This window comes from Haladaptatus sp. CMAA 1909 (genome assembly GCF_043952005.1).
Lineage (GTDB): Archaea > Halobacteriota > Halobacteria > Halobacteriales > Haladaptataceae > Haladaptatus.
The window spans coordinates 17,979-38,966 of record NZ_JBIOAV010000005.1 but is presented as its reverse complement, the minus strand read 5'-3'; the positions used below and the strand labels follow the sequence as shown (position 1 = coordinate 38,966).

The following is a 20,988-nucleotide window of genomic DNA, read 5'->3' as shown; positions in this document are numbered from 1 at the left end:
TGATCTGTATTCATGTCCCTTGCCACAGTGAGAAAGGCAGCTATTTCTTTCCGAGATTAGATTTTGACGAGGTTACAGCCCTCGTACCATCCTATACATGCATCCCTCCTATCGAAACAAGCAGGCAGAGCTGTCCGTGAACCGAATGATTTTGCGTACCAATGAACACTATTTTCCTGATGACTTCCCCAACAAAAACACTGCCAAGTGGAGGCGAACTTCCAATGGTTGGAATCGGCACCTGGAACATCAACGGTGACACCGTTCGTCAATCAGTTCGGACAGGCTTAGATGCGGGATACGCACACGTCGATACCGCCGAAGGATATCACAACGAAAGCAACATAGGAGATGTAATATCCGAGTTCGACCGCGAGGAGATCTTTCTAACTTCAAAAGTCCTCCCGAAACATCTAAACTACGAGGCAGTTATCGCTTCCTGCGAGGATTCATTAGAACGACTGGGTACCGACTATTTAGATCTGTACTTGATTCACTGGCCGAACCCTGCAATTTCACTTCGCGAAACTTTGGATGCGATGGCAACCCTCCACGACGAGGGTAAAATCAAGAATATCGGCGTTTCCAACTTCAGTGCATACCAGCTTAGCTGCGCTCATCATATCTCAGACGTGCCAATCGCCGTTAATCAGATAGAATATCACCCGTGGAATACACAAGATGATATCGTCGAGTATTGTCGTGAGATCGGCACCATTATTGAAGCCGCTGCTCCGTTAGGACGAACAGAGGTTTTTGCTGACGACACCGTTCAAGACATAGCAGAGAAGTATGACCGAGCGCCAGCTCAGATCATTCTCAAGTGGGCCGTCGAGAAAGGTATTGTTGTCCTCCCGAAGTCGTCTTCACCCGACCATGTTCAAGCGAACCTAGAGCTGTTTGAGTGGACACTAGATGACGAAGACCAGGCTCTGCTCGACGAAATCGGTCACCATCAACCTGTGTATGACTTCCCCACGAGAGATTGGGGCGACGGTACGTACGGCATCTCCGAGTAATAATTGTGTAGATATCCTCGGATCACTATGGCCCAGATCGACACGGGACGGGCCGCATCTTCCCAACGAGGGAGAGCGCCTGTGGATTCTGGAACCGCTCTATCGTCTTTGGTGATGGAAGTCCTGATGCCGAACAGGAAACTTCGGCGCTTGCCTCCGAGGTAGTTCACCAAATGCCTACTCACTCGGTGTCTTTAGGTGGTCGACGTGCTAACCGGTCGAACTGCTCTTGAGCAGCATCTGCTCGCTCTTCCGTTTCCGTTGGCCCGTACTCAATCTCAACCACGGTGCTCCCGTCAACAGTAACTGTGAAAATCGCGTCTTGATGGCGTCCAGATTCTGGAAGATCATCGCGCTGAATGACGAGCTCATCAACAGTCTCGCCGTCCGATTCGAGGAGTAAGACAGCATATTCCTCTTCAAATCGATCAAGAACGGCAGTGAACGCCTGTGGAGAGTTTGTATTCTCGTCAGTCATTCGTAGGTCTCCCGAAGTCTAGTCGTCCCCTCGGTGTCCACGACAATGACGGTATCGCCTCCGTTGTTCCAAATTGGCTGCCCTGAGTTCCAGTAGAGGTCGGTATTTGTATTTGTTCCACCCCCAGAGTGGACAGTGATCTGCTCACCAGGGCTGAGAGTAGTTCCTGTGGGAATGGTATACCTGTGATCGGCTTCATCGCTGAGTTGCCATTCACCGAGGTTGAGTGGTTCACTCTCTGTGTTTTTCAAGACGAGATACTCATCGTTGAGATTGTCAGCATCATCCCCCGCGGCATCAGCATGTACCTCGCTGAGGTGTAGTGAACCAGTCGATTGTGACGACGTCGGTGTCGACGTTGCGGTTGTGGTCGGTGAGGGAGTGGCAGGACCACCAGTAGTTCCGACAGTGATCGTTGTTCGTGCTGTTGCTGGTGTAGTGTCGCCGGGTTCGATCGGTGGTGCTGTTCGAAGGGAGTGTGGATTGGTGGGTGCCTTCGCTTGTGTTTTGATGGTGATTTGTTTCCCGTTACTGTCGAGAACGATATTGCCGTGGACAGCAGTCCAATAGGTTGGAATATGGCGTGCAGCGAGACGGTTGAGTGTCTCTTCGTGTGGATGACCGTATTGGGAATCATAAGCACTCGAAATCACCGCAATCTGTGGTGTGACTACATCGAGAAATTCGTCGCTACTACTGGAACGACTACCATGATGACCAGCATAGAGTACCGTCGAGTTGAGTGCCGAGCGATGGTGCTCGATCATATACTGCTCTTCTTGTTGGGCAGCGTCACCTGGCAAGAGGAAACTCGTCTTCCCGTATGTGACTTTGAGAACGATACTGTTCTCGTTGCGTTCTTTGTTGGCGAGATAGGAGGCTGGGGGAGCGAGAACTCTTACAGTGGCATCTTCGAACTTGATGTTGTCTCCCGCTTGGGTTTTGTAGAGCGTAACACTGTGTCGTTCAACAGCGTCCAGGTAGCGTTGGTACGTACTGGAGCTGGATGCAATGCCCGGATCATACACGGCTCCAATACCGTTCGCTTGGGTTTCGTAGTAGTCGATGATGGCTGCATTGCCACCAATGTGATCAGCGTCTGCGTGAGAGGTGACGAGATGATCGATACGAGTGATATGGTGTTGTTTAAGATACTGGAGAACGGTTTCGCCGTCGTCACGCCAATCACCAGAATCGATGAGCATGGTTTCACCCGTTGGTGAGACAATGAGTGTGCTCGCTGACTGACCAACATTGATGAAATGGACTTCGAGTGAGCCGGGGGATGAAGTATACGTGGTTGAGGATGTTGCTGGTGAGTTGGTAGAGGTGTGTGTCGGGTTGGATGGTCCGCTCCCAACACACCCGGCTAGAACGACGAGGGTTGCGATGAGAAGTGTAAGAAACACCCGCTGCTTTCGCATACAGCGTTCACGTTAAACAGCAGTAAATAGGTTGTTCCATCACAGGTGACGAAATTCTCGAAGATATACGTGAGTCTGTTTTCGGCTGTGACTGCTCGGTGGGTCGTAGAGATAGTTGAAATATAACGATGGCCAGTGCACCTTCAGCTTGACGAAAAATCGACTCCAAGAGTGATGATGTAGAGGTATAACGTCTTCCATCGATAGATGCTGTATGCCTCGAGCTCGGGTGAAAGTCAACCCCCCCGATGATATAATCGCAGAGTATTCAACGGAGCATTCAGACGAAGAGTTTTGGAGACTCACTGGCCATCCAACAGAGGATGGCTTGACTTTCTTGGTAGCAACAGAAACAGCGGACATCGCGGATTTCGTCCAGTATTTCGCTGATAGACCAGAGGTGATTTCGTATGAAATCCTCGATATTGAACACCAAGGAGGAGTAATCGAATTCACTGTGCCTGAGCCAGCACTTCATAGAGCAATATTGTCTTCTGGAAATCTCCCAACGTATCCACTCGTCGTTCGCAATGGATGGGTGATCAGCGAAATTATCACCTCGCATGACCGCCTTTCTGAACTCAAACAAGCCTTCGAGCAGGCGGATCTCCCGTACGAAATCACCTCACTAACCCAATCGCTTGAGCCGACCGCCCTACTAACAGACAAACAACGGCAATTCGTTGTTGCAGCGATCGCACAGGGCTATTATGAACAACCTCGTCGCTGCTCACTCACTGATCTCGCGGAATCAATGGACGTCAGCAAATCCACAGCAAGTCGGATACTCCACCGTGCCGAGGGGAAGATTATCAGCCAGTTCATCGGCGACCCTGCGATGTAGCGAAACTAGGACAGCACTAGCAAGGTTTCTTCCGCGATCTGCAGATGTGTGGGCAATGAGGGATCGCCATAGAATCCGATAACCACCGAGACGGGATCGAACATGTTTCACCCAGTTCTACATGTTCGCCGTTGTTCCCATCATATCTGGCTGTGAACTGAGTACTGTACATGCCGACGTATTTCGCGACGATGGAAAACTGTGTGATTGAGATCTCTAAACGAGATGGACACTGGCAAATCGAGCGCCATCTTGAGGATATCTCGCCACTGTGTATCGTCTCCACATCCAACGAATACGATACAGTTTATGTCGGTACTCTCGACGATAGTCTCTATCGGAGTACAGATGGCGGAATATCGTGGGAAACAGTGGGTGGAGAGATCGATTCGAATCGCATTACTGCATTAGCAACCGACCGGAATGGTCGTATCTGGGCAGGAACAGAGCCAAGCAGAATCTATCAGTCGGAGGACAGTGGTGAAACATGGACGGAGAAGTCTGGTATTTCGGAGTTGCCATCCGCCGCAGACTGGAGCTACCCACCACGACCAGAAACGCATAACGTTCGGTGGATCGAACCAGATCCAACTGATTCCGATCGAGTGTTCATTTGTATCGAACAAGGTGCACTGGTGCAGACCACCGATGGTGGAGAGACATGGATTGATCGAGTGCCAGAGTCACCGCGAGATATCCATCAACTTCGGATGCATGCAGCGGCACCTGGTCGACTCTACGCGGCGACCGGAGATGGAGCTGAGCAGCCTGGGAAAGGCTATGCTGAGAGCCACGACCACGGTGAAACGTGGAGCTATCCGAACGACGGGATGGAAAAACAGTATCTGACGTGTGTTGCAGTAGACGCTGTGAATCCAGACCGGGTGCTTGTGTCCGCGTCGACAACACCAAAGCAAACGGATGACTTTGATGCACTCTCCTCTGCAGTGTACCGGCGTTTAGCAGATGGTTCGTGGGAAAAATGTATGTCGGGTCTGCCGAACGGAGCAGGTCTTACACCGCCCATGATCGCTACAAGTGAGCAACTATCCGGTCGATTCATTGCAATCGCTAATCGGGGGCTTTTCAGAACGGACGATTACGGCGACTCGTGGGAAGAAATTACAGTAGAATGGCCGGTCGAATTCACAGAGCAGCATCCACGAGCGATTGCCCTTGTTGAATGGTGATCTACAGCTATTAGATTCTATTTCGGAGATACTCTGCTGTAATGGAAGTCTCATCCTGAAGTAGTTCGGTGGGCGTTCCCTCAAAGATGACTTCTCCACCATGGGAGCCCCCATCTGGACCGAGGTCGAGTACCCAATCAGCGTTTTTCACAATATCCAAGTTGTGCTCAATGACGATGACCGTATTCCCTTCCTCGACTAATCGGTTTAAAACTGAGAGCATTTGCTCTAAATCAGCCATGTGGAGTCCAGTCGTTGGTTCGTCCAGTACGTAGACGCTGCCTGACTTGTGCAGTTCACTCGAGAGCTTGATGCGTTGACATTCGCCTCCTGACAACGTTGGAAGAGACCTCCCCAGCGCGAGATATCGTAGCCCGACATCGTCGAGGGCTTCGAGAGTCCCCCGAATCGTCGTGCTCTCGAAGAACTCCAGTGCTTCGCTCACTGTCATTTCGAGAACATCGGCGACGGAATGACCACGCACGGTGTATTGAAGCACCTCATCTTTGTATCGCTGCCCTTCACATGCCCCACAGGTCGATTCAACTGTATCCATGAGGGCTAAGTCAGTCTCGACAACCCCCAGTCCATCACAATCAGGACAAGCTCCGTCTGAATTGAAACTAAAGAGGGACTCGTCTGCCCCAGTCGCCGCCGAGAAGCATTCTCGAATCTCATCCATCATTCCAGTATATGTTGCGACTACTGACCGCGTCGTGGTGCTAACCGCCGTTTGATCCACACTGACGGCATCCGGATGCTCTTCTAAGAAGAGGTCGAGGAGGGTACTTTTCCCCGCCCCGGCTACCCCAGTAACAGCGGTGAGAACACCTTCCGGGATATCGACTGTAATATCACGTAGGTTGTGCCGTGACGCATTTGATATCGTCAGTTGACTAGCTGGTTCGCGGAACGCCGATTTGATAGGCGTTCTCTGATTCATATGCCGTCCTGTGAGGGTATCTGCTTCGTACAGACCATCAACGTCACCTTGGTAGACGATTTCCCCACCATTCTCACCGGCTTTGGGACCGATATCGACGATATGATCGGCGATGTCGATGACGTCTGGGTCGTGTTCAACGACCAGAACCGTGTTGCCGTCGTCTCGTAGCTCTTTGAGTAACTCGTTGATTCCGTGAACGTCGCGGGGATGGAGCCCTATCGTCGGCTCGTCAAAGATATAGGTCAAATCGGTGAGACTGCTATTGAGGAACTTCACCATCTTGACCCGCTGTGATTCGCCACCAGAGAGTGTCCGAGTTTCCCGGTCCAGCGTGATATATTCGAGCCCGACTGTTTGGAGATGCTGGAGCCTGTCCAATATCTCGGTTACCACTTTTTCGGATCCAGGCTCTTCGATCTTGGAGACGACGCCCTTGAGTTCCTCAACATCCATCGCGGCGAGGTCAGCGATATTGTATCCGTTAATCTCGCTGCTGCGAGCTCTTTCATTGAGGCGGGTTCCGTTACACGCAGGGCAGACACCTTCTGATGTGACCCGCTCGATAGCTTCGTGGGTCTGTTCGCTCAGCGAACTCGTGTCACGATTGATGTAGCGACGGACGAACGTATCAATAAGCCCCTCGTAGCTGACACCAACAGTCTTTCCGTTTGCAGTCGACTCGAACGTCGTCTCACCGTGTAGAAGTAGTTCCAATTCTTCGTCGGGGTAGTTGGCTACTGGCTTATCCCCGTCAAAGAGGCCCGCATCGACGTACCGCTGCCATTGTTGGCTCAGCAGAGAGAATCGAATGGCACCTTCGTTGAGGGACTTCGATGTGTCGAGAAGCTTCTCAAGGTCGGGAGTTACTGTTTTCCCGAGTCCATCACATCCAGGGCACATCCCTGAAGGAACGTTGTATGTCTTAGGGACGTTAAAAGAGAAGGCATAGGTGGGTCCGATCTCAGGCTTACCGAATCGTGAATAAAGGACTCTGAGAAGGTCGAAAATATCAGTAAAGGTTCCGACGGTCGAACGCGAGTTCGCTTGAATCGGGCTTTGCTCTACTACGACCGCAGTGGATAGATTCTCAATCGAATCTGCCTCCGGATATCCATATTTTGTCAGGCCGTATTGAGTGAATGTTGAGAACAGTTCGTTGAGCTGTCGCTGTGACTCCGCAGCGATGGTATCGAACACTAATGAGGACTTACCTGCCCCCGAGACGCCCGTAAAGACCGTGATTTGTCTCTTTGGTATCCTGAGTGATACATTTTGGAGATTGTTCTCTCGAATCCGTGTCAACTGAATATACTCAGTCCCAGTGTTGTTTCGCTCCATACCCCACCCTTCAAACCCGAGGCAATTAATGTTTACTATTAATCATGTTATGGAAGTAGCATGGTACATTAATACCACGATATATAGCATCTACAGTCCTCTATACGATGAATATTGAATTCTAAAATAATGGTATTATATCTGAAGAATGGGAATTACTGTGGACGTGATCCGGGCAGGTACCCACCATCATGTTTCTCTACAGTGGCGATGAGTGAGCAGCCACAGCCCCTATTCATCGAAACAGGGGCGTTCTTTGCGTGGGTAAACACGCGTGCTGGACGGCACGAGACTGCTCAATCTGTATTCGATGCACTTCGCCGTGAAGCGATTCCGTATCAGCCGTTGTTCACGAGTCGATACGTACTCTCGGAGTTAGCCACGCTCACCACTCGGGAAGTTAACCACAAGACAGCGGTAGATGTACTTCAGACGATTCGGCGCTCGGAGAGTTTCAATATTCTTCCCGTTGGAGAGGGTGTGTTTGCTGCGGCGTGTGATGAGTTCGAGCGCTATGACGACCAGCAGATTCCGTTTGTTGATCACACGAGTGCGGTCCTTGCTCATGAGTACGATATCGACCATATCTTTGCCTTCGATCGAGATTTCACGACACTTGGGCTGACTCGCGTTCCTGCGGATATTCACTTTCCAAAGTGAGCCGTGGCTTCAGTAGTGGTGACCGGGCGAAGTGACTGCTAATTATCCCGCGAAATTGGTAGAAAGTATTACTATCGCATCGCGTGTCATTCGAACTAATGACGAACTTCGAATACCGATCACCGCGAACCCCGCTTGGCCTGCTCGTTGGAGCGTGGGCCATTTGGTCACTCGTTGAGATTTGGACGAGCGGGATTGATTGGCAGAGTGGTGGTGCTGTTGCGACTGTTGGAGCATTCACAGCAGTCTGTCTCGGGTGTCTCGTGTGGGCAGTTGGTGCAACGACTGGTGATTCTGTGGAGCGGCCGACTCCATATCGGCGGCTCATACAGCTCTTTGGCGGTCTTGGGATCGTGTTTCTTGGTGGACTTGCTCTTTCGGTATTGGTCTAAATCGGATATTAAGAGAATCGTAAATCAATTTCACTTGCCTCTGCACCGATTAGAATCGGTCCACCAAGCAAGAATGTGTAGGTGACGAAGGATTGCTCACCACGAAGAAATCCAAGACCACCGAAAGCAGTGAGGAGAAGTCCAAGCGAAATTAAATAGACGCGAGTGTCACGAACGTCGTCGATCGCTCCTAAAAGAAACCAAAGACATGTTACTACCAGCAGACCCATCAGTTCAGGTGTTGTTTGATTATCGAAGTAAATTCCGAGTCCGAGAAACGAGAGTGCTACTATCACAGCGAGGGCAAGCCGACGGACATCAATTTGGATGCCGAGTACGTCTACTGACGTAGCCATTGCTATTTGTTAGACAAATGTAGATATGAATGTTACCGAGTACGGCCAGTGTTCAGGCAGAGCCAGCTGTGGATGGGGGAGAAATGAACTTTTCCGAGGATCAGTTGGTTAGTATAGGCTACTAACTACGGTACACTCACAACCGAATTTGGACTTTCGGCTGTGTCTGCTCGGTGGGTGGCGGATACGCTGAAGATTGAGCGACCATCTGCGCATCGACGGCTTGAGGAGTTGCATGAGGATGGGAAGGTGGAACGTGGGAAGTTGAGTCCGCGGGTCGTTATCTGGTGGATTCCAGCGGAATAGGTACAATAGAAAGCTTAGTTAACTACTGTCGAAGGCAAGAGAATAGCAGCGTTTTCGTGCATCAGCAAAAGAAAAACGAGAGTTGACGAGATCGTGGTCTTCCAGTTGGGTGAGTGCGTAGCGAACCGTCCGTGTTGGGAGCAAAGATTTCTCGGCGAGTTCAGCCGTGTGAGCGCATCGTCGTTGTATTCGAGTACTTTCGCAACCAGCTTTGCACTTGGTGGAAGATCGGACAGCACGTCAGTCGGTGGTTTTGTCTGTGAATCGGCTGTCTCATCGGGAGTGTGTACACGTTGTTCCATTGGATACCAGATGTGGGTAGTGAGTGAAGACACCGCTGATATGGCAGTGACATCTGTCGGATTGAAACTGATCTCCTCCAGCGATGGTTTTGGTTAACTCACACAAAGAAGGATACCTGGAATGGCGTCCAGCACAAGCGAGTGTGGCCGTGATACCCTTGAAATAGTAATAGACGAGAAGAGTAGACAGTCTACCCTGCCAGGACATACTGAGAAACCCGCGAAGCGACTATGTGGTGTGCCAGTATCCACAATGGAGTGGGGTGCCGACGAGCGACACGTAGTCAACCAGTCTTGGTGTACTGGCTGGGGAGCCAGCAGCACGTACTCACGGAATGCCCGTGTGACGGCAAAGGTGGGGTGCCACATAAGCGCCATACTGGGGTGTCAACAGGAGAGTGACCGTCTTCCGCAGAACGCACGAGGAGGCGACAGTAAAGCACTGCCAGACTGTCCACAGGACGTCAGGGGGATGTTCTGAGCCAGGTACAGGGAAGCATATTGGACTGTCCACAACTGAGCAGTACGGGAGAGATAAGCCGGCTAGAGCCCGGTGGACTGTCCTCTGCGTACCAGCAGGAGTGAGTCTGATCTAAAGACGGTAGGACTGTCGAGCGAGCGCTACTTACAGCAGAACTCTGGTGTGTCACCAGTAGGACCGTCAGGAGCTGGGGCTGGCTGTCTGGCCAGGCGAAAAGCAAATGAAAACCGCTGTGTGTCAGCTAGGTGGGCACCCCGTCTGGTTTCTGCCGGTCGACTGTCCTCCTGGTAGGAGAGTTTGTTAGGGATGATGGGCTAGTGATTGGTGGTAGGTATGGGCGGATGCGGTGATCGGACAGACGCGGGTGTTCAACTCGGTGAGATTGTTCGGAGAGTGTGTGGTGTGCTACCGATCAACCCTTAAAAACTATTAGCACACCTTGCTTGAGCAGAGCGTATGGAGAACACGTCATCATCGCAGCCAGAGCCATCGATACGAACGACACCGACAGATACCGAGTCAATCACTGCTGCCGTGGTGACGGCAGTAACTGAAGCAAATGGCACGAAGCCTGCGACACCCCTCTACGAGGTGATTGACCCAGATGCTCTCGAAGCGCTCTATCAGCATGGCTCGCCAGAAGTGAGCTTTGAGTATATGGGGAGTCACGTTACAGTTCATTCTGATCGCACGGTTTCCATTTCTGACGTAGATTCGTAGGACACACTATTGGGAGCCGATGGTGAGATACAGTGGACAGTGAAAGACGTTCACGGTGATCGGGTTTTTGCTTCAGCAGGATTGCGGTCGGTGGCTTGCGAGATCAAGGTCGGAGGACTGAGTGAGTCGACAGTCGGAATTCTCACACTCGGTATAGCAACGAATCGCTGCGTGTTGATGTGGTACCTGCAGTACACAGACCCATTCAGTGGGTGTAATTCGCCCGAATGAAACGGTGAGTTCCAAGTTACGAAGTCGGGTTCTGAAACGTTCGAGGGCAGTAACCGCCTTCGCGTCTGTATTCCACTGCACCTCATAGCGCACACGACCGGGGCAGACGGTTTGTTGCGAAATTGCACGAAGTGCTGGAGTAGCTCCGAGCTGATCGGCGAGTTGGTCGCGGTCGGTACCATACGCCCAGAATTGCGGAAGCAATCCGGTATCGGGAGTTCCAAGGGTGACAAATTCGAGAAAAACGTCTGATTTTTGGAGGCGAGGATACAGGAGATTGACTTCCTCGGCGGGGAGTATGAGTCGATATACGAGACACATGCGATGGTTGTAAACGGGTACCAGTCGGAAATATCGAGTGGCCGTATCCAGTCTTCTCAATTGAAATTCGGACACTATCTCAGGTTGTGTTACAGCAATGGAGCCACGAAGGGTTAGTATGAACTACTAACCAGTACAGGCTCTTCTGTGAACTAGGAGCTGAAGTCAGGCAGAAAGCAGTGAGCCGCGAAAATCTCCCTCGTATCTACTGCTTGTCGCGAGAACTACTTAAATAAGAATTGGTTAGTGACCGTCGCTATCCTCGACGCGAATTGCACCACCACACTTGCTACAACTGTACTGCTCGGGGTTGCGTACTGTTTTCGAGCGTCGATACCGGGCAATACGACCGCCGCAGTCCTCACAGACGAGCCACCACTTTGGCGCGGTGAAGCGTTCGCAGTGTTGCGAAGTATCGAGGCGATCCTTCCAGCGGGTGAAGGTTGCGCCGTGGTCGGCGTCACCGAACTCGTGGTACTTGCCAGGCGTGGATGAGTTCATGGCTCACGGTCGCACTGAATTGCTCCCATCCGTGCTTATCGAGGAAATACCTTAGAAACGGCCGCTCGTATAGTAGTGTATTGAACCATGTATGAAAACATCTTGTTACCGGTCGATGGAAATGACGATGCAGCTGAAATTCTTCACCACGTTGGTGAAATTGCCACATGGACAGGCGCGACCGTTCGACTCCTGTTCGTTGCCGACACAACACGCGACAGTGTTGCTGTCGTCGAAAATACGGTCATCGACACACTTGTACAAGGGGGAGAAAAGATCGTTGAGGAGGCAGGAAAGACCCTGAATTCGCTTGGTGTCGAGTACACTACTGATGTCGTTCAAGGAAATCCTGCACCGACTATTGTGGACTATGCTGAGCGATATGACCATGACTTGGTCATCGTTCCCTCACATGGTCGGGAAGGTGTCTCGCGCTATCTCCACGGAAGTGTCAGTGAAAAGATCGTCCGTCTCTCTCCGGTTCCTGTGCTAACCGCTCGGATGAAACCAGACGAACAATTAGTATTTCCGTATGAGAACCTCCTCATTCCTACAGATGGAAGCACTGAAGCAACGACCGCTGCCGATCACGGACTGGAACTTGCGAACTCCCTTGACGCTACCGTGCATGTTCTATCGGTAGTCGAGGATTCTTCGCTCGGTCCCGATATCCGATCGGAACTTATGACGGAGGAACTCGAACAAGCTGCAACAAACGCGGTTGACCAGATCGTTACTGAGGCTAAAACACGTGGTCTTACAGACGTGATCAGTCATGTTGAATTTGGATCCCCTGCTACGGAGATACAGAGCGCCATCGAATCAAATGATATTCATGCTGTCGTCATGGGGACGATTGGGCGACAAGGCATCGATCGGATATTGCTCGGCAGTGTTGCCGAAATGACCGTACGTTCTGCTCCAGTTCCGGTGATTACGGTTGCTGGTGACTCATAATTTGATCGGCGTTCTTTCGGTGAGTGTAATACTATCAAGACACGACCGTCTGATTCAGTAGATACAAAGTGTGACGCCAGGGCTTCTTCCTGTTCGGATAATATCAAAACAACTTTGCAAGGAGAATCTATACACCAATCATGGCTCCCCTATTACGTCTGGTTGTGGACGTGCTGAAACCCCATGAACCACCGACACTCACCTTCACCCAACAAATCGCGGAGGCCGAAAGCGTTGCAGGCGCCAATGGGACACTCGTCGAGCTTGACAAAGAAGTCCAAAACGTAAAATTCACTATCGAAGGTGAATCGATCGACTACGACGCGGTCAAAGCGATTATAGAGGATGCAGGGGGGACAATTCATTCAGTTGATCAAGTCGTCTGTGGGGAGTATATCGTCGAGGACAGCCCCACTCCACAGGACTAATGAGTGGAAAATCGGATTCGGCGTCGCTATTGGATCGAGTCGGAGTGGACAAAATCGGACCAATCGCGAGACGATACTTCGTCTCGAATGGCTTCGACGGCGCGCTCACTGGCGTCGGGATTACTGTCGGTGCCTACCTGTCTGGTGTACCAGATGGTTTTACAGTGATTAAGATCGGCCTCGGCGGTGCCGTCGGTCTCACGACCTCTGGGGTGTGGAGTGTTTGGGAAATTGAACGCGCGGAGATGCGTGCCGAACTGCATGACATCGAGGATGCGATGCTCACAGATCTGAGTGAGACGCAGATCGAACGGAATAAAACGAGCACGCAGGTCGTCAATGCAGCTATGAGTGGACTTGGGCCCTTGTTCGGTCTCGTTCTTCCACTCATACCGTTTTTATTTGAAGGAACTGTGGTTTCGTTACTCGAAGCAACAATTCTCTCCGTCGCCGTCGCAGTTGGTGTTTTGTTTGCATTTGGCGCTTATATGGCATCGGTGTCCCGCCAGCGGTGGTATATTGCGGGAATACGTATGGGTCTCGCCGGGATCGTTGTGGCAATTATTAGTATCTTCCTCCCTGGATAGCACCGACTTGTTTTCTCTTTTTCACAATGTACCTAGAAAGAATACGAGGGACAGGTGCAGGCCATCAGGTCTTCAGTCACGTCGTCGATGGAGACTGTGTACTGGTGGTCTGCAGGGCTCTCGTTGGTGACGTCGATGAGTCCGAGGGATCGATATTGAAGGAGAATTGCTCGGCTTGTGCGCGTTTCTGTGCCGTCTCGACCCGATCTATATTGGACAGGATCTGTCTCTTAGCCACCGAAATCGGCTACAGTCAAGCGACTCAACACGTTGACCGACCCATAATCAAGATCAATCCAGCTACTTACTACCACCATGATTCCTGAGTATTCGGTAGCAAACGACACTTGCATGGCCAACTGAAATGGGGTCATTTAGCTCAAGATCTGATGGAAGTACCGATGGCGGTAATTCATTCTCATGTAGTTTAGCTCGTAGCAACTGGAGAAAATCGCCCACTGTGAGTATAGAGGTGTCTGGTTCACCGTCGGACAGCTCTTGTGCTAATATAGTTGGCTTCTCATCAGAATTAGATAGCAATGCAGCAGTATTCTTGCTCCACTGTTGAGCACGCGATCTCGTCAGCTTTGTCGTCGGTAGGGCATGATATGAATCAAAGAAACCTTTCGAACCGAGATACTGAACTGCAGGAATCCAGGATTTGGAACTAAATTCAGAACTATCAACGTCATTGAAGAACGAATACATAACTCCGGATTCACCGAGTATTTGTTGGAGCTCTCTGATATCGATATCGGCAGGCGGTACCTGCTGTTGTTCGGCAAGTGCAGCCGCAAAACCCGCCGATTCCCCGATATGCATCCAAGTAGGTTCCAAGCGGATCGTACCGTAAGCAACGTGCGTCGCCGACAGCGGGACGGGGACCAGTAAGTTGTCGATGGTCTTCGGTAGCATGGATCGATAGGGAATCTGTGATGGGCGTGTAACCTGGGATGCATAAAAGAATCCCTCTGGTTCACTTCCCAATTGTCGTTCAGTATGACAGGCATGAGAGTCCAGTGGATACTCAGCAACGGCCACTGCATCCGACTTGATCGGTGTTCGCGCTAATCCAGGGGCATGGCGTGCATCGTTTTCAGAGAAGACAGTTCGCCCCTCTAGTCGTCGTGCCTCTCGAATGTAGAGTTGCCATGGGAAGTTGTCCGTATCCGTAAACTCGTCAGTGGCAAGACCCCATTCGCGAGCATGAGATCGAATTTCATCAGGGACCGCATCATCGTTCTGTAAGAAATACAGAAGTCCAAGCGCATAATTACGATGTCGCGTCGCGATTTCGTCGCGTCGGTCCCATCCCGCATCCGGATAATCGTGATTCTCGCCTGGGAGGTCGGCCGAGTTCATATCGGCTTTCTCGTTCGGGAGGTATCGGAGTAACAGATATCGGCGCACACCGCTCTCTATGATCTCATCTAGCTCTTCAAGATACTCGGCTCGGTCGTATCTGTCGGGTTTGTCCGGAAGCCGCCTCGTTTCTGGATCCCGGCTTAAGCAAAGACGATAGTTGTATGCTTGAATAGCGTCATCTCCCTCACCAGTGCTCTCCGGATAAATTTCTGTGAGACCCGCTGGATGCGGGACAATATCGAGATCACCTTGCTGTTTATTTGCGGGCACATGAAGAGGCCCACGTCGATCCATCGGGGCGGTGTCGTCGCCGTCACCGACGGCAGCTCGCGGATAATACCGGTCACCACGAATTCCAGTGAACAGCCGCCCTGCAAACTGCTCATTGAATTCCGAGCGTGATTCTCGACCAACACGATACGCTGCACCAGCAACCGCCATGAGATCCCCCTCATATGTCGCTTCGATGAATGTCGAACCAGCAACTTGGAGGGTTGAATCGCCGTCGAACGCTTCGAATGTGACTTTTTGAATAATAGATCCGTTTCGCGTAACCGATACCGGTCGATACCCACGGAATACCGTCAAGTTCGGCTCATTCGAGACAAATTCCTCCAAGATCTGCTCAGCGACGTGGGGTTCACAGATGTAACCATCCTCGGAGAATTCGTACTGTTTTGAGTCCTGCCCGTACCCTGTTCGATAGTGATCACGAACTGACGAAAAGAACTCGTCGAGAAGTGGTGCTCGAGATTTTTTGATCAGCGTGTCTGTGTAGCTCAATCCTCCAGCCATCATCCCACCGAGATGCTGGTTGTAGGTAACGAGTAATGTTTGTTCCCCGTTTCGTGCAGCACGTACTGCAGCTGCAATTCCACCTGCGGTTCCTCCGACAACGACGATTGGGTAGTGATTTTCAGTCATAACTGCGTGAGTATTCTGATTGATTTCTATTGGGATTGCTGAGCGAACGATACAACAGATTCTGGGACCAATGTAGCAGCAAATGAATGTGCGGCACACTCTTCGAGGCTACGTCTCGACGGTCTGGCTTTTCTTCTGAGCGGAAGCCACCGTAATACGCGTTCAATTGGACCATATTGATCTTGCCACTCCGGCGGATTCTGTTCTAACAGAAAATGGGCTAACTCGTGGCTACAAACGGCTTCCCGGAGAATATTCCGGTCAATGTCAGCAGTGTCGGCAACCCGGTCAATCTGTGTCTCGTATAGGGTTATAACGCCGTCCGAGTACGTCCCGAGTAATTGAACAGAGTCGAAACCGCCCCACGGATCCTGGTTGATTTCAATATCTTTTGCGACGGCAATCTGAAATGGGTCGTTCGTCCCATGGTTGTCGCGAATGTTGCGGGCACGGTCTTGTCCAGTTTCTTTCGCACGCTGGACCCACGACAGATGTTCAACATCCGAGTCTGTTGTTTCAGTCCCCGCGGGATTAGGTACCTGATTCATGGCTTCTCCGCTAGAATCAGGAGTTGTTCTGAGTCCGGAATCTCCTCGAATTCGACGTCGAGCAGCGAGTGGATCTGTTCCCGTGACGAGATGCCGCTAACGTCTAGCAGTTGATTACCATGACAGATGTAGAGGTTCGGCAACTTAGCTGAAGCGTTACTAAATACGGATTCTTCGTCCAGTACCTTGTCAACCACCTTAGTGAGAAGTTCACCAGTCGCTTTGTACGCCTCTGCATTGTTAAGCTTGAGTTTGACGACGCCACTTTCGTCGAGAACAGCGAGTCGTTGAGTACTGCTGGACACGAGACCGAAGAACTTTGAACTCGTTTCTTCTGCTTGATAAACCGACAGCCTCCCAATCGAAGCAAACTTTTCAATGGTATCAGACGTAGCATCGAGGCTTGAAGCCGCTGTTTTTCGGAGTTCCGACTCGTCAACCGTTCCTTGGGAGAGATCACGCGTTTGAAGTTCCGTCGACCCTTCAGCCTCCGCACGAAGCAGGTTTCGGGAACTATCGTACTCGACTTTTGCTTCAACCGTTTCTTGACTCGCCCCCATACCAACTACAGAATCGATGGCTTCCCGTCGTAACTGCTGGATTTCGTCTTCACCAGGATCCATTACGTTCCGCTCGATAACGTCGCGAACCATCGCCAACCCAACACCAATAGTACTGATTGTCTCATGATTGTGAGCAAGTCGTGCTTCGTAGTGGGTTGTTGCGGCCAAATATGGGACCAAGGCAGCACTCCCGCCACCGCCACCGACTAGTTCGAGAAGTTTTGGGTCAAGATCGTACTCTTCTACAATTGCTTCAATGACAGGAATGATTTTTCCGATACTCGCATCAAGCACCATCTCAGCAGCCGTCTCAACGTCCACGCCTAATTCGTCAGCAAGTGGTTCGAACGCACGTCTGGCTGCCTCTGGATTTCCGGCTGCATAGGCTGTTTCATCGACGTACCCGAGCAAGTTTGCCGCACCGCTCGGTGTCAACGCGTATCGATTCCCACTCGCCGTTTCGATACCAACGTATTCAGGGTCGTTCGGTTTCGGGCGAAGGCGGATAAGCGAGGGTGACTGGATTTCGTGGGGATCAGTATACACTGCATACGGAATGTCGGCGATATGGGCACTTCGAGGGCCAACTTCTGCGATTTCATCGCCGTCAAGACGAATCATCGATCCACCGGCAATCCCCTCAGTTCGGATGTCGAGCGTCCGGAGGAACGTTGTATGACCACCGATTTCGGCGGCTTTCCATTTCGGTTGTCCCTTCTCAATGACGCTGATGTCGCTACTGGTGCCACCAACTTCAATAAAAATTCCGTCGGTGATGTTCTCATACATTAACGCGCCGGCGACACCTGCCGCCGGGCCGGATAGGATTGTCTGGATAGGACGTCGTTGCATCTCCTCGATTTCCATCACGCCGCCGTCCGACCGCATGATCATAAGTGGGGCATCGATCCCCATTCCGGCAATGCTCTCAACGGTCGAACGTGATGTTTCTATCATCCGTGGAAGGATACTCCCGTTAACGACCGCCGTCCGGGTTCGAACTTTGAGGCCATAGCGCTTCGAAACAACGTTCGCACCGATGGCAGCAAGCCCACCTTGGCTCACAAGGTCGCATACTGCGTTTTCCGCAGTCGGGTCATCGACGCCGAACGCCTGACTTACGACAACGGCTTCAACGTTCTTGTCCGCAAATCGCTCGAGAATTGGCTCGATTTCGTCAGTTGGTACTCCGTCGTCGAGCATCACAAATCCGTGTTCAGTCTCGATCGTTTGGTTATTATCTAGTGAGATAGTGTCGATTTGGGTCTCGGACCGACCGCGTCGACCTTTCAGACCGCGACCCATCCCGAGTACGCCGACCTTTGCGACGTCGCCTTCCAGAAGCGCATTGGTCGCTTGTGTCGTTCCGTGTGCGATGAACACAACGTCATCAGGAGTAACTTCGACTGATTCGAGTATTGTTGAAGCTGCCTCAACGATCCCTGCGGCGACTCCGGCATCCGCATCGTGGGTCGTTGGGACTTTCACTTGATCCAGAACCTCGAAAGTCGTGGTATCAATCGCAACTGCATCTGTAAACGTTCCACCGACGTCAATTCCGATTCGTATCTGTGTCATGGATTAGAGCCCGAAGAGATACACCGAAACGAGAACACCCACTCCAGCGGTAAACCATGCGAATGGGAGAATGCTTTTAGTGATGTCATTGACATTGATCTCCATTTCGTCTGCGGTCCACGCATTGTGCGTGTTCGTTGGATCAGCCGGTGCTTGTACCCGAAGCGCACTCACTGCGGTGGTCGTGATGAGAGCTGGATTAACTCCAATCGCGGCGAGAACACCGATAATGCCACTTCCCAAGCCCCACAGGTTCAGTGGTCCCCTGTACAGCGCAAGAGGAGCCAAGACGATGAACATCGCGGCGTAGAGTATCATATTTTGAGGAATGATTAATCTAAGTAGAGGCTCCATCGTCGCTGCCACGGGCTCGGCGAAGACGGCTTGGAGAAGCCACCCGATTGCTACCATCAGCGCGATTGCTGGAGCGGCGTCCGAAATCCCCTCATGAAATGCATATGTGACCTGATTTAACGTCTGTTTCATGCTTTTGAATGCTCTGAGTCCGGGTTTGCTCGCGACGGCCGCATAGAGGATACCGACTACGAAGGCGGGGAGGACCGGACTGCCGGCAATGACCAACAGAACCGGGAGAACCGGGGCAAGAAGCGCGTATGTTGGAACGGTCGATTCGAACTGTTGTTCGATTTCGTCTGCCGTCGATCCGACGCCTTCGGCGTTCGTCGCCCAGGTCGCCTGAATGTTGCCTCTTTTTGTCTGGAATCCAATATAAGCGAGTCCCGCGATCAATGCGGCTAAACCAGTTGGAAGCGCCCACACTAACACCTGCTGTAGGTCAATCCCTGTGACATCAGCATAGAACACCCAATTGGCTGGATTGAACATAACTCCATTGCCATATCCCAGGAGAACGATTCCAGCGGCGACCTTTCGCTGAAAACCGATGCTAACCATGATCGGGAAAACGATGGTCGCAATCATGATGAATGCACCCAATCCCGAGATGCTCGTTGAAATGACCGCGACGGCGAGGTAGAGCAGTATCGAAACGACGATTGCATTGTCCCCGCCGAGTTCCGCTGCAGATTTGACGATTTCTTCGGCGATACCGGTCTGTTCAATGATCGCTCCAAGTGCCGCACCAAAGAATACGGCCACGAACGCTGCCGCGAGCTTTGTCGATCCATCCACGATTACTGTATTGATTATCTGGTCGGCTCCTAGCCCGCCGACGGCAGCAATACCTAGTGCCATTGCAGCCAATGCAACGAAAGTAGGCACAAGCTCTGACATCATTAGAATCCCGAAAACTGCGAACACGACGAGAATTCCAATTGCTCCGATGAGTTCCATGTGGTCTAAACACCGACTCAACGTGGCCACAGATACTATATAAAGATATTTAATATATTATTATACTTTATATAAAGAATAGTAGAGTGATTTCCTCAAAAGAGTATATTCTAGGTTTGAATATAACGATATCTCGTAATGCTGATATACAGTTTTGAGCGTTTACAGTCGATATACAGGGAGATTTGACTCACTAATGGAGTGGTCCTAAATCGAGTTCCTGGGTGTTCCCATGATTGAAAAATATATTACTATAATTTTCCATCAATATTGATTGTGTTCCGTAGGTCGGAACGGAAGGGAGAAAACGAGAGCTGTACTTATACTCTGGGAATTATAATCAATGATAACAGCAGATAAAGAAGGGATCGTTCCATATAGCGGAATAAATTGTTCCGTTGAGTGGAACAGTATATACAACCGGATCGCATACACAGTCACAATGACTGACCAACCAGAGGGACCAATCCAAGCACTCGATACGGGAATCGAAATTCTGGAAAAGCTTGGAAATTTAAATGGAGCAGGAGTCTCAACGCTCGCTGCCGAAATTGATCGGCCAAAAAGTACGGTCCATCGGCATCTTAAGACGCTTGAAAACCGAGGGTATGTTCAAAATGATGGCACAGAATATTTTGTCGGACTGAAATCACTCCGTCTCGGAGCAAGTGCGCTTAATCGCCATCCCGTCTATTCGGTCACAAAATCAGTAGTAAATAATCTGGTCGAAGAAACAGGAGAGTCAGCAGCAATTGCCGTTGAAGAGGCCGGACAAGCAGTATACCTCTACTACAATCGCACGGATCAAGCAGTCAAAACAGATGCTCGACTGGGTATCCGTTTATACCTTCACTGTACCGGAACCGGAAAAGCAATTTTAGCCCATCTTCCGGAGGAGCGAATAGACCAAATCATCGACCAGCATGGCCTACCGAAACGAACGCCACAAACAATCACTGATCGAGATGAGTTGGATGCAGAATTAAAACGTATTCGTCAACGTGGGATTGCATTCGATGACGAGGAGCGATTAGAAGGGATGCGAGGCGTTGCAACTCCAATAGTGAATCAGGAAACAGGTGCTCTCCTTGGTGCGCTTACAGTCGCTGGGCCAACTCACCGTGTTCATGGTGATTGGTTTCGAGAAGACATCCCAGAGTTGCTCCAGAGAGCTACAAAGATGATTGAAGTAAATCTCACATACCAATAAACGAC

General features: G+C 51.0%; 18 protein-coding genes and 1 pseudogene. 9 read left to right on the top strand and 10 right to left on the bottom strand.

The features are described from left to right. Window positions 1-179: 179 nt before the first annotated feature. Window positions 180-1,019 carry an aldo/keto reductase gene (locus ACGYLY_RS26250; protein ID WP_395285797.1) on the top strand — a complete coding sequence of 280 codons (840 nt, stop codon included), beginning with the start codon at window positions 180-182 and terminating at the stop codon, window positions 1,017-1,019. Between the two features lie 181 nt (window positions 1,020-1,200). On the opposite strand, the gene ACGYLY_RS26245 is transcribed toward ACGYLY_RS26250, so the two are convergent. Together ACGYLY_RS26245 and ACGYLY_RS26240 are read right to left on the bottom strand one after the other, a co-directional pair. Continuing rightward, entirely contained in the window at window positions 1,201-1,497 is a 297-nt protein-coding gene (locus ACGYLY_RS26245; RefSeq protein ID WP_395285798.1) for a DUF3006 domain-containing protein, read from the bottom strand. Continuing rightward, on the bottom strand, window positions 1,494-2,921 hold the full coding sequence (locus ACGYLY_RS26240) for a lamin tail domain-containing protein (protein ID WP_395285799.1): 1,428 nt from the start codon (window positions 2,919-2,921) through the stop codon (window positions 1,494-1,496). The genes ACGYLY_RS26245 and ACGYLY_RS26240 overlap by 4 nt, the downstream gene beginning before the upstream one ends. 229 nt (window positions 2,922-3,150) lie before the next feature. On the opposite strand from ACGYLY_RS26240, the gene ACGYLY_RS26235 reads away from it, so the two are divergent. Both ACGYLY_RS26235 and ACGYLY_RS26230 read left to right on the top strand, forming a co-directional pair. Then, entirely contained in the window at window positions 3,151-3,765 is a 615-nt protein-coding gene (locus ACGYLY_RS26235; RefSeq protein WP_395285800.1) for a helix-turn-helix domain-containing protein, read from the top strand. A gap of 170 nt (window positions 3,766-3,935) precedes the next feature. Next, window positions 3,936-4,955, top strand: a complete 1,020-nt coding sequence (locus tag ACGYLY_RS26230; RefSeq protein WP_395285801.1) for a WD40/YVTN/BNR-like repeat-containing protein — start codon at window positions 3,936-3,938, stop codon at window positions 4,953-4,955. 10 nt (window positions 4,956-4,965) lie between these two features. On the opposite strand, the gene ACGYLY_RS26225 is transcribed toward ACGYLY_RS26230, so the two are convergent. Further along, window positions 4,966-7,239, bottom strand: coding sequence for an ATP-binding cassette domain-containing protein (locus tag ACGYLY_RS26225; RefSeq protein ID WP_395285802.1), 2,274 nt, complete (start codon window positions 7,237-7,239; stop codon window positions 4,966-4,968). Window positions 7,240-7,449: 210 nt separating this feature from the next. On the opposite strand from ACGYLY_RS26225, the gene ACGYLY_RS26220 reads away from it, so the two are divergent. Further along, window positions 7,450-7,899, top strand: coding sequence for a type II toxin-antitoxin system VapC family toxin (locus ACGYLY_RS26220; RefSeq protein ID WP_395285803.1), 450 nt, complete (start codon window positions 7,450-7,452; stop codon window positions 7,897-7,899). A 400-nt stretch (window positions 7,900-8,299) separates the two neighbouring features. On the opposite strand, the gene ACGYLY_RS26215 is transcribed toward ACGYLY_RS26220, so the two are convergent. Both ACGYLY_RS26215 and ACGYLY_RS26210 read right to left on the bottom strand, forming a co-directional pair. Then, a complete protein-coding gene (locus ACGYLY_RS26215) occupies window positions 8,300-8,647 on the bottom strand; it encodes a hypothetical protein (RefSeq protein ID WP_395285804.1) in 348 nt (115 codons plus the stop codon). A 324-nt stretch (window positions 8,648-8,971) separates the two neighbouring features. Continuing rightward, window positions 8,972-9,255, bottom strand: a pseudogene (locus tag ACGYLY_RS26210) (ArsR family transcriptional regulator). A 937-nt stretch (window positions 9,256-10,192) separates the two neighbouring features. Between ACGYLY_RS26210 and ACGYLY_RS26205 the strand changes: the two are divergent. After that, entirely contained in the window at window positions 10,193-10,456 is a 264-nt protein-coding gene (locus ACGYLY_RS26205) for a HalOD1 output domain-containing protein (RefSeq protein WP_395285805.1), read from the top strand. Between the two features lie 795 nt (window positions 10,457-11,251). Here ACGYLY_RS26205 and ACGYLY_RS26200 read toward each other — a convergent pair. Next, complete coding sequence (locus ACGYLY_RS26200; protein ID WP_395285806.1) at window positions 11,252-11,509, bottom strand: hypothetical protein; 258 nt, start codon at window positions 11,507-11,509, stop codon at window positions 11,252-11,254. A gap of 87 nt (window positions 11,510-11,596) precedes the next feature. Between ACGYLY_RS26200 and ACGYLY_RS26195 the strand changes: the two genes are divergently transcribed. The 3 genes from ACGYLY_RS26195 (at window position 11,597) to ACGYLY_RS26185 (ending at window position 13,481) form a co-directional block, all read left to right on the top strand. After that, the gene (locus ACGYLY_RS26195; protein ID WP_395285807.1) at window positions 11,597-12,466 is read left to right on the top strand and encodes a universal stress protein; all 870 of its coding nucleotides are present in this window, start codon (window positions 11,597-11,599) and stop codon (window positions 12,464-12,466) included. A gap of 140 nt (window positions 12,467-12,606) precedes the next feature. Then, entirely contained in the window at window positions 12,607-12,894 is a 288-nt protein-coding gene (locus ACGYLY_RS26190) for a DUF211 domain-containing protein (protein WP_395285808.1), read from the top strand. Beyond that, on the top strand, window positions 12,894-13,481 hold the full coding sequence (locus ACGYLY_RS26185) for a VIT1/CCC1 transporter family protein (protein WP_395285809.1): 588 nt from the start codon (window positions 12,894-12,896) through the stop codon (window positions 13,479-13,481). Before ACGYLY_RS26190 ends, ACGYLY_RS26185 begins: the two co-directional genes overlap by 1 nt. Before the next feature lie 300 nt (window positions 13,482-13,781). Here ACGYLY_RS26185 and ACGYLY_RS26180 read toward each other — a convergent pair whose 3' ends face one another. The 4 genes from ACGYLY_RS26180 to ACGYLY_RS26165 are packed head-to-tail and all read right to left on the bottom strand — an operon-like array spanning window position 13,782 to window position 19,773. Further along, window positions 13,782-15,770, bottom strand: coding sequence for an FAD-dependent oxidoreductase (locus ACGYLY_RS26180; RefSeq protein WP_395285810.1), 1,989 nt, complete (start codon window positions 15,768-15,770; stop codon window positions 13,782-13,784). A 26-nt stretch (window positions 15,771-15,796) separates the two neighbouring features. Beyond that, window positions 15,797-16,318, bottom strand: a complete 522-nt coding sequence (locus ACGYLY_RS26175) for a hypothetical protein (protein WP_395285811.1) — start codon at window positions 16,316-16,318, stop codon at window positions 15,797-15,799. Continuing rightward, on the bottom strand, window positions 16,315-18,459 hold the full coding sequence (locus ACGYLY_RS26170; RefSeq protein WP_395285812.1) for a hydantoinase/oxoprolinase family protein: 2,145 nt from the start codon (window positions 18,457-18,459) through the stop codon (window positions 16,315-16,317). The genes ACGYLY_RS26175 and ACGYLY_RS26170 overlap by 4 nt, the downstream gene beginning before the upstream one ends. 3 nt (window positions 18,460-18,462) lie before the next feature. Continuing rightward, window positions 18,463-19,773: a citrate transporter gene (locus tag ACGYLY_RS26165; protein ID WP_395285813.1), complete on the bottom strand. Its 1,311-nt coding sequence runs from the start codon at window positions 19,771-19,773 to the stop codon at window positions 18,463-18,465. A 442-nt stretch (window positions 19,774-20,215) separates the two neighbouring features. Between ACGYLY_RS26165 and ACGYLY_RS26160 the strand changes: the two genes are divergently transcribed. Further along, window positions 20,216-20,983, top strand: a complete 768-nt coding sequence (locus ACGYLY_RS26160; protein ID WP_395285814.1) for an IclR family transcriptional regulator — start codon at window positions 20,216-20,218, stop codon at window positions 20,981-20,983. Window positions 20,984-20,988 lie beyond the last annotated feature (5 nt).